The 6,247-nt window shown below is 69.6% G+C and carries 7 protein-coding genes; 2 read left to right on the top strand and 5 right to left on the bottom strand.

The window, feature by feature from the left end; genetic code table 11:
* The 3 genes from folP to rlmE all read right to left on the bottom strand — a co-directional run.
* The coding region (gene folP / locus NON22_RS18890) for a dihydropteroate synthase (RefSeq protein WP_257388510.1) at nt 1-764 on the bottom strand (764 nt) is incomplete at its 3' end.
* 408 nt (nt 765-1,172) lie between these two features.
* Nucleotides 1,173-3,089: an ATP-dependent zinc metalloprotease FtsH gene (ftsH, locus tag NON22_RS18885; protein ID WP_257388509.1), complete on the bottom strand. Its 1,917-nt coding sequence runs from the start codon at nt 3,087-3,089 to the stop codon at nt 1,173-1,175.
* Nucleotides 3,090-3,100: 11 nt separating this feature from the next.
* Nucleotides 3,101-3,721, bottom strand: coding sequence for a 23S rRNA (uridine(2552)-2'-O)-methyltransferase RlmE (gene rlmE, locus NON22_RS18880; protein ID WP_257388511.1), 621 nt, complete (start codon nt 3,719-3,721; stop codon nt 3,101-3,103).
* A gap of 99 nt (nt 3,722-3,820) precedes the next feature.
* Between rlmE and yhbY the strand changes: the two genes are divergently transcribed.
* Together yhbY and NON22_RS18870 are read left to right on the top strand one after the other, a co-directional pair.
* A complete protein-coding gene (gene yhbY, locus NON22_RS18875) occupies nt 3,821-4,117 on the top strand; it encodes a ribosome assembly RNA-binding protein YhbY (RefSeq protein ID WP_257388508.1) in 297 nt (98 codons plus the stop codon).
* Nucleotides 4,118-4,124: 7 nt separating this feature from the next.
* Nucleotides 4,125-4,502, top strand: a complete 378-nt coding sequence (locus tag NON22_RS18870) for an Mth938-like domain-containing protein (protein WP_257388505.1) — start codon at nt 4,125-4,127, stop codon at nt 4,500-4,502.
* Between the two features lie 178 nt (nt 4,503-4,680).
* Here the strand turns inward: NON22_RS18870 and NON22_RS18865 are convergent, their stop codons facing one another.
* Entirely contained in the window at nt 4,681-5,592 is a 912-nt protein-coding gene (locus NON22_RS18865; protein ID WP_257388504.1) for a sigma-70 family RNA polymerase sigma factor, read from the bottom strand.
* A gap of 159 nt (nt 5,593-5,751) precedes the next feature.
* On the bottom strand, nt 5,752-6,247 hold a 496-nt coding region (locus NON22_RS18860), incomplete at its 5' end, for a murein hydrolase activator EnvC family protein (protein WP_257388503.1).

The following is a 6,247-nucleotide window of genomic DNA, read 5'->3' as shown; positions in this document are numbered from 1 at the left end:
CGCGCGGCGATCATCGCCGCGGCGACCGAGGCGTGCACGCGCTCGGCCGGCGCGGCGCGGCCGCAGAGCTGGCCGAGGAAGGACTTGCGCGACAGGCCGACCAGCAGCGGCGTGCCGAGGTCGGCGAACTGGCGCAGCTCGCGCAGCAAGGTCAGGTTGTGCTCGATGGTCTTGCCGAAGCCGAAGCCCGGATCGATCAGCAGCCGCGCACGCGGAATGCCGGCCAGCTCGGCGCTGAATACGCGGTCGGTCAGGAAACGCTTGATCTCGCCGACCACGTCGTCGTACCGCGGGTCCTGCTGCATGCCGCGCGGTTCTCCCTGCATGTGCATGAGGCAGACCGGCACCTGCAGCTCGGCTGCGGCCGCGAGCGCGCCATCGCGGCGCAGCGCGTAGACGTCGTTGATCAGACCGGCGCCGGCTGCGACGGCCGCACGCATGACGGCGGGCTTGGACGTGTCGATCGAGATCGGCACCGACGTGCGCGCGGCGAGCGCCGCGATGACCGGCACGACGCGCGCGATCTCTTCGTCGGCCGGGACTTCGTCCGCGCCGGGCCGTGTCGACTCGCCGCCGACGTCGAGCAGGTCGGCGCCCTGCTCGACGAGAGCCAGGCCGTGCGCGATCGCGCGTTCGGCGTCGAGGAATTCGCCGCCGTCGGAAAACGAATCCGGCGTGACGTTGACGATGCCGGCGATACGCGGGCGGTCCAGCGCGAGCGGTCGGCCGGCGCAGTCGAGAGTCGGAACGAAGGGATCGAACATGGCAGGGAAACCGGGCCGTGAGCGGACGGAAGCGCCGAGGCGCCGTGGCCGCGCATCATAGACGCGACGGGGCGCGGATTGGCGCAACGCGTCCACACGGCCGCAGTCGCGGCGATTGCCGGCGGCGACGGGCGGCCGACGGAGGCGCGAGATCACGCTACCGGGCCCGGCAGCCGCCGGCGGTTTCGACATCGCACGCCGCGCCTGCAGCGGCCACGGCGGAACCGATAGGGGAATCGGCATCGAACGGCGGCTTCACGTCCCGCCGCGTGCGCGTCACGTCCATCCCGGGGAGGACACGGCGCACGACTCGGCGGGTTCGCCGGCGAGCCGGAAGAATGTCGGCCTCGAAAACGCACGCGCCGCCCGGGATCGCTCCCGGGCGGCGCGCAGTGACCTGCGTTTTCGTCAGTGCTGCTGTGCCGGCGTGCCGAGACCCGCGGGCTTGGTGTCCGGCGTGCCGCTGGCGTCGCCGCCGGACTTGCGCCGCGGATCGGTCCAGTCCTTCGGCGGCGGCGGCTCGCGGCCCTCCATGATCGCGTCGATCTGCGCCGCGTCGATGGTTTCGTACTGCAGCAGCGCCTTGGCCATGACGTCGAGCTTGTCGCGGTTGTCGGTCAGGATCTGTGTCGCCTGCGCATAGGCCTTGTCGAGTATCGAGCGCACGACTTCGTCGATCTTGCGCGCGGTCTCGTCGGAGACGTTCTTGTGCTGCGTGACCGAGCGGCCGAGGAACACCTCGTCCTCCTGCTCGCCGTAGGCGATGGGACCGAGCTCGTCGGACAGGCCCCACTTCGTGACCATGTTGCGCGCCATCTCGGTCGCGCGCTTGATGTCGTTGGACGCACCCGTAGTGACCTTGTCCGCGCCGAAGATCAGCTCCTCGGCGACGCGGCCGCCGTACAGCGAGCACAGGTTGCTGTGGATGTAGGTGCGGTTGTAGCTGTAGCGGTCGCCCTCGGGCAGGAACATCGTCACGCCGAGCGCGCGGCCGCGCGGAATGATCGTGACCTTGTGCACCGGATCGTGCTCGGGCATCAGGCGGCCGACGATCGCATGGCCGGCCTCGTGATAGGCCGTGTTGCGCTTCTCGTCCTCGCTCATGGCCATCGAGCGACGCTCGGCGCCCATCATGATCTTGTCCTTGGCGCGCTCGAAGTGGCTCATGCCGACCTCGCGCGAGTTCTCGCGCGCGGCGAACAGCGCAGCCTCGTTGACGAGGTTCGCCAGGTCCGCGCCAGAGAAGCCCGGTGTGCCGCGCGCGATGACCATCGGATCGACCTCGGTCGACACGGGCACCTTGCGCATGTGCACCTTGAGGATCTGCTCACGGCCGCGCACGTCGGGCAGCGGCACGACGACCTGGCGGTCGAAGCGGCCCGGACGCAGCAGCGCCGGATCGAGCACGTCGGGACGGTTCGTCGCCGCGATGACGATGATGCCTTCGTTGCCTTCGAAGCCGTCCATTTCAACGAGCAGCTGGTTCAGGGTCTGCTCGCGCTCGTCGTGGCCGCCGCCGAGGCCGGCGCCGCGATGGCGGCCGACCGCGTCGATCTCGTCGATGAAGATGATGCAGGGCGCGTGCTTCTTGGCCTGCTCGAACATGTCGCGCACGCGCGCGGCGCCGACGCCGACGAACATCTCGACGAAGTCGGAACCGGAAATCGTGAAGAACGGCACCTTGGCCTCGCCGGCGATGGCCTTGGCGAGCAGGGTCTTGCCGGTGCCCGGCGAGCCGACCATCAGCACGCCGCGCGGAATCTTGCCGCCGAGCTTCTGGAACTTGCCCGGATCGCGCAGGAAGTCGACGAGCTCCTTGACGTCGTCCTTGGCCTCGTCGCAGCCGGCCACGTCAGCGAAGGTGACCTTGACCTGGTCCTCGCCCTGCAGGCGCGCGCGCGAACGGCCGAAGCTCATCGCGCCGCGGCCGCCGCCGCCGGACTGCATCTGGCGCATGACGTAGATCAGGAAGCCGATGAAGATCAGGAACGGCGCCCAGTTGACGAGGATGCCGAGCAGCGAGATGCCGTTGTCGCTGGGCTCCACGCGCATCTTGTCGACTTTCTTCTGCAGCTCGGCGATGTTCTCGTCGGTCGGCAGGAACGTCGTGCGCACCGAGCTGCCGTCCTTGAGTTTGGCCTCGATCGTGCGGTTGTCGTTGCGCACGAGCACTTCGGCCACGGCGTTGTGCTCGACCTTGTCCATGAAATCGGAATAGGCGAGATCCTGCGTGCCCGATCCGCGCGGGTTGAAGCTCTGGAACACCGTCAGCAGCACCACGGCGATGATGAGCCAGAGCAGCAGGTTCTTGGCCATGTCGTTCATCAAAACACTCCTTACGCGCGCCGGCCCCGGGCCAGCGCATAGACTTCGTTGGATCGCGCCCGCGAAGCCTTTGGTTTACGGATGCTGACGCGCGTAAAGGCCGTCCGCAAGTTTCTGACGTAGTCGTCGAAACCGACGCCCTGGAACAGCTTGATCAGGAAATCGCCGCCGGGCTTGAGCCAGCGGCTGGCAAAATCCAGTGCCAGTTCAGACAGATGCATCGCACGCGCCTGATCGACGAGATCCACGCCGCTCATATTGGGGGCCATGTCCGACAGCACAAGATCCACCTGGGCGCCGGCCAGTCGCGCCTCGAGTTCGGCCAGCACGGACTCCTCGCGGAAGTCGCCGCAGATGAAATCGACGCCGGAGATGCCCTGCATCGGCAGGATGTCGAGCGCGACGATTCGGCCGCGACCCTTGAGCCTTTCGTTGACGAGCTGCGACCACCCGCCCGGCGCGGCACCGAGATCGACGACGGTCATGCCGGGCTTGAGCAGTTCGTCGCGTTCGAGCAGCTCGTCGAGCTTGAACACCGCGCGCGAACGATAGCCCTCGGCCTGGGCCTTCTTGACGTAGGGATCCTTGAAATGTTCCTGCAGCCAGCGCTGGCTGCTCTTGCTGCGTGACATGGGCGTGGGCGGCCGGCGCGGGCCGCAGGGGCTGCGGCCGCGCATGATACCCTGTACGCCTTGCCCGCGGTGCAGCACCGCCCCCATGCCCGGAACCCCATGCCTCTGAGCAACAGCCAGCGCCGCTATCTGCGCGGCCTCGCCCACGATCTGAAACCCGTCATCCTGGTCGGCGCCAAGGGCGTCACCGAGGCGCTGATCCAGGAGTTCGGCCTGGCCCTGGACCACCACGAGCTGGTCAAGGTTCGCATCCCGGCCGAAGACCGCGAGGATTTCGCGACCCAGGCCGCCAGGCTGGCCGAGGCCACCGGCGCCGAGACCGTGCAGACCATCGGCCGCACGGCCGTCTACTACCGGCGCAACGCGGAAAAGCCGGTCATCGCCCTGCCCCGCTGAGTCCGCCATGCAGCTGTCGCTGAACCGGCCCGGCGAATACCTGTTCATCCGCAAGGTCGACATCGGCGCGATCACCGTCGTCGACCGCGCGCTCGCACGCAGCTTCGTGCTCGCGCCCGACCGGGCGATCGAGGAGTGGCCGGTCGCCGCGGTCGCCGAACTCGACGAGGCCGCGATCACGCCCATACTCGAACTCGCCCCGGCCGTCGTGATCCTCGGCAGCGGCCAGCGCCTGGTGTTCCCGGCCCAGCACGTGCTGGCCGCCTTCCTCCAGCGCGGCATCGGCCTCGAGGTCATGGACAACGCCGCGGCGGCGCGGACATTCAACGTGCTCGCGAGCGAAGGCCGGCGCGTCGTCGCCGCGTTCATCCTGCCGGTGGCCTGAGCCACCGCCACGCCGCTTCATCGAGCCCGCGCAGCTCGCCCCCGGTTCGGCTCGCCGCGTCACTCGCGCGCGCTGCAAACTTCTGTAAACCGACCGGTCGGGGCTCCTGCGATCGGGAGCGCGGCGCCGCGCAACGCGTGATCGCGCTCCGCCGCCGGATTCCCGTCGCCGTGCCGACTCAACGGCGCGTCCCGAGCCCCTCCGCCTCGCCGAGCCGGCGCAGCCGGTTCAGGGCCTCGACCTGGATCTGACGCACGCGCTCGCGCGTCAGGCCGAGCTCGTCGGCGATCTCGGCCAATGTCTGCACGGCATGGCCGGACAGGCCGTAGCGCCGCTCGACGACGAGACGCTGGCGCGGGGTCAGCTTGGCGAGCCAGTCCGGCAGCCGCAGGTCGGCGAGCTCGACGAATTCGCGGCTGCCGTTGCCGGCGCCGGTTTCGGCGGCGAGCTGCTCGACCAGCGCGCGGTCGTCGGCGTCGGACATCGGCGCGTCGAGCGAGCGGATCTCTTCGGTCACGCAGAACAGCGCGGCGACCTCGGCCACAGGCCGGTTCAGCGCGGTCGCGAGCTCGTCCTGAGTCGGCTGACGGCTCAGCGCGAGCAGCAGCTCGCGGCGCGCGCGCAAGGCCTGGGCGAGTTCGCGCAGCACGTGCACCGGCACGCGCACCGTGCGGCCCTGCTGCATCAGCGCGCGCTGCACCGACTCGCGTATCCACCAGGTCGCGTAAGTCGAGAACCGCAGGCCGCGCGCCGGCTCGAATTTCTCGACCGCACGGATCAGGCCGAGATTGCCTTCCTCGATGAGGTCCAGCAGCGGCACACCGCGGCCGACGTAGTTGCGCGCGACCGCGACGACGAGACGCAGATTGGCTTCGATCATCTGCCGCCGCGCCTCGGCGTCGCCGGCGACGACGCGCTCGGCCAGGCTGCGCTCGCCAGCCGCGTCGAGCAGCGGAATCAGGCCGATCTCGTTCAAGTAGGCGCTGGTCGAATTGCGCGCTTCGTCGCCCTGCGGCGGCTCGATCGCATCGAGCAGCGCCAGCATGTCGTCGGCATCCAGCGAAGGGGATTCGCGCTCGGTCGAGCTCATTGCGCCAGCATACTCCGGGCGAAGGGCGGTCTGGTCGCGGGGATCGTAGCCGATGCCGGGCCGGAAGCTCCCCGGCGAGGCAGAGCGCGGACCGCCCCCGCCGCACCGTGCCGACGGGACCGGACCGCCGCCGCGACGGCGCTCGCCGGGTCTTGCCGCTTACCGCGCCGGCAGATACTCCAGCGGATTGACCGGCTTGCCGTTGCGGCGTATTTCAAAATGCAACATTTCCCGATTGGAACCGCCCATCTCGGCGATGACCTGGCCGGCCTTGACCGCGTCGCCTTCCTTCACGAGGCGCTTGCGGTTGTGGCCGTAGGCCGACAGGAACGAGGTCGAGTGCTTGACGATGACGAGCTCGCCGTAGCCGAGCAGGCCGTTGCCGCTGTAGACGACGGTGCCGTCGGCGGCGGCCGAGACGTTGGCGCCGGCGCTGCCGGCGATGTCGACGCCCTGGCGCGTCTGGTCGCCGGCGACGAAGGTGCCGACGACCTTGCCGGCCGCCGGCCAGCGCCAGGTCACCCCGCCGCTGGACAGGGTCGGCGCGGCCGGATTGGCGGTCGCGGGAGCCGTCGTGTTCGCGCCCGGCGCGAGCGCGCCGCCTTTGGGCGGCACGGCGACCGGATCGGCCGGCGGGGTAGATCGGAAGAGCGTC

The sequence above is a fragment of the Tahibacter caeni genome, from assembly GCF_024609805.1.
In the GTDB taxonomy this organism is placed as follows: domain Bacteria; phylum Pseudomonadota; class Gammaproteobacteria; order Xanthomonadales; family Rhodanobacteraceae; genus Tahibacter; species Tahibacter caeni.
The sequence above is the reverse complement of the archived record's forward strand: the minus strand, read 5'-3'. Positions and strand labels throughout refer to the sequence as shown.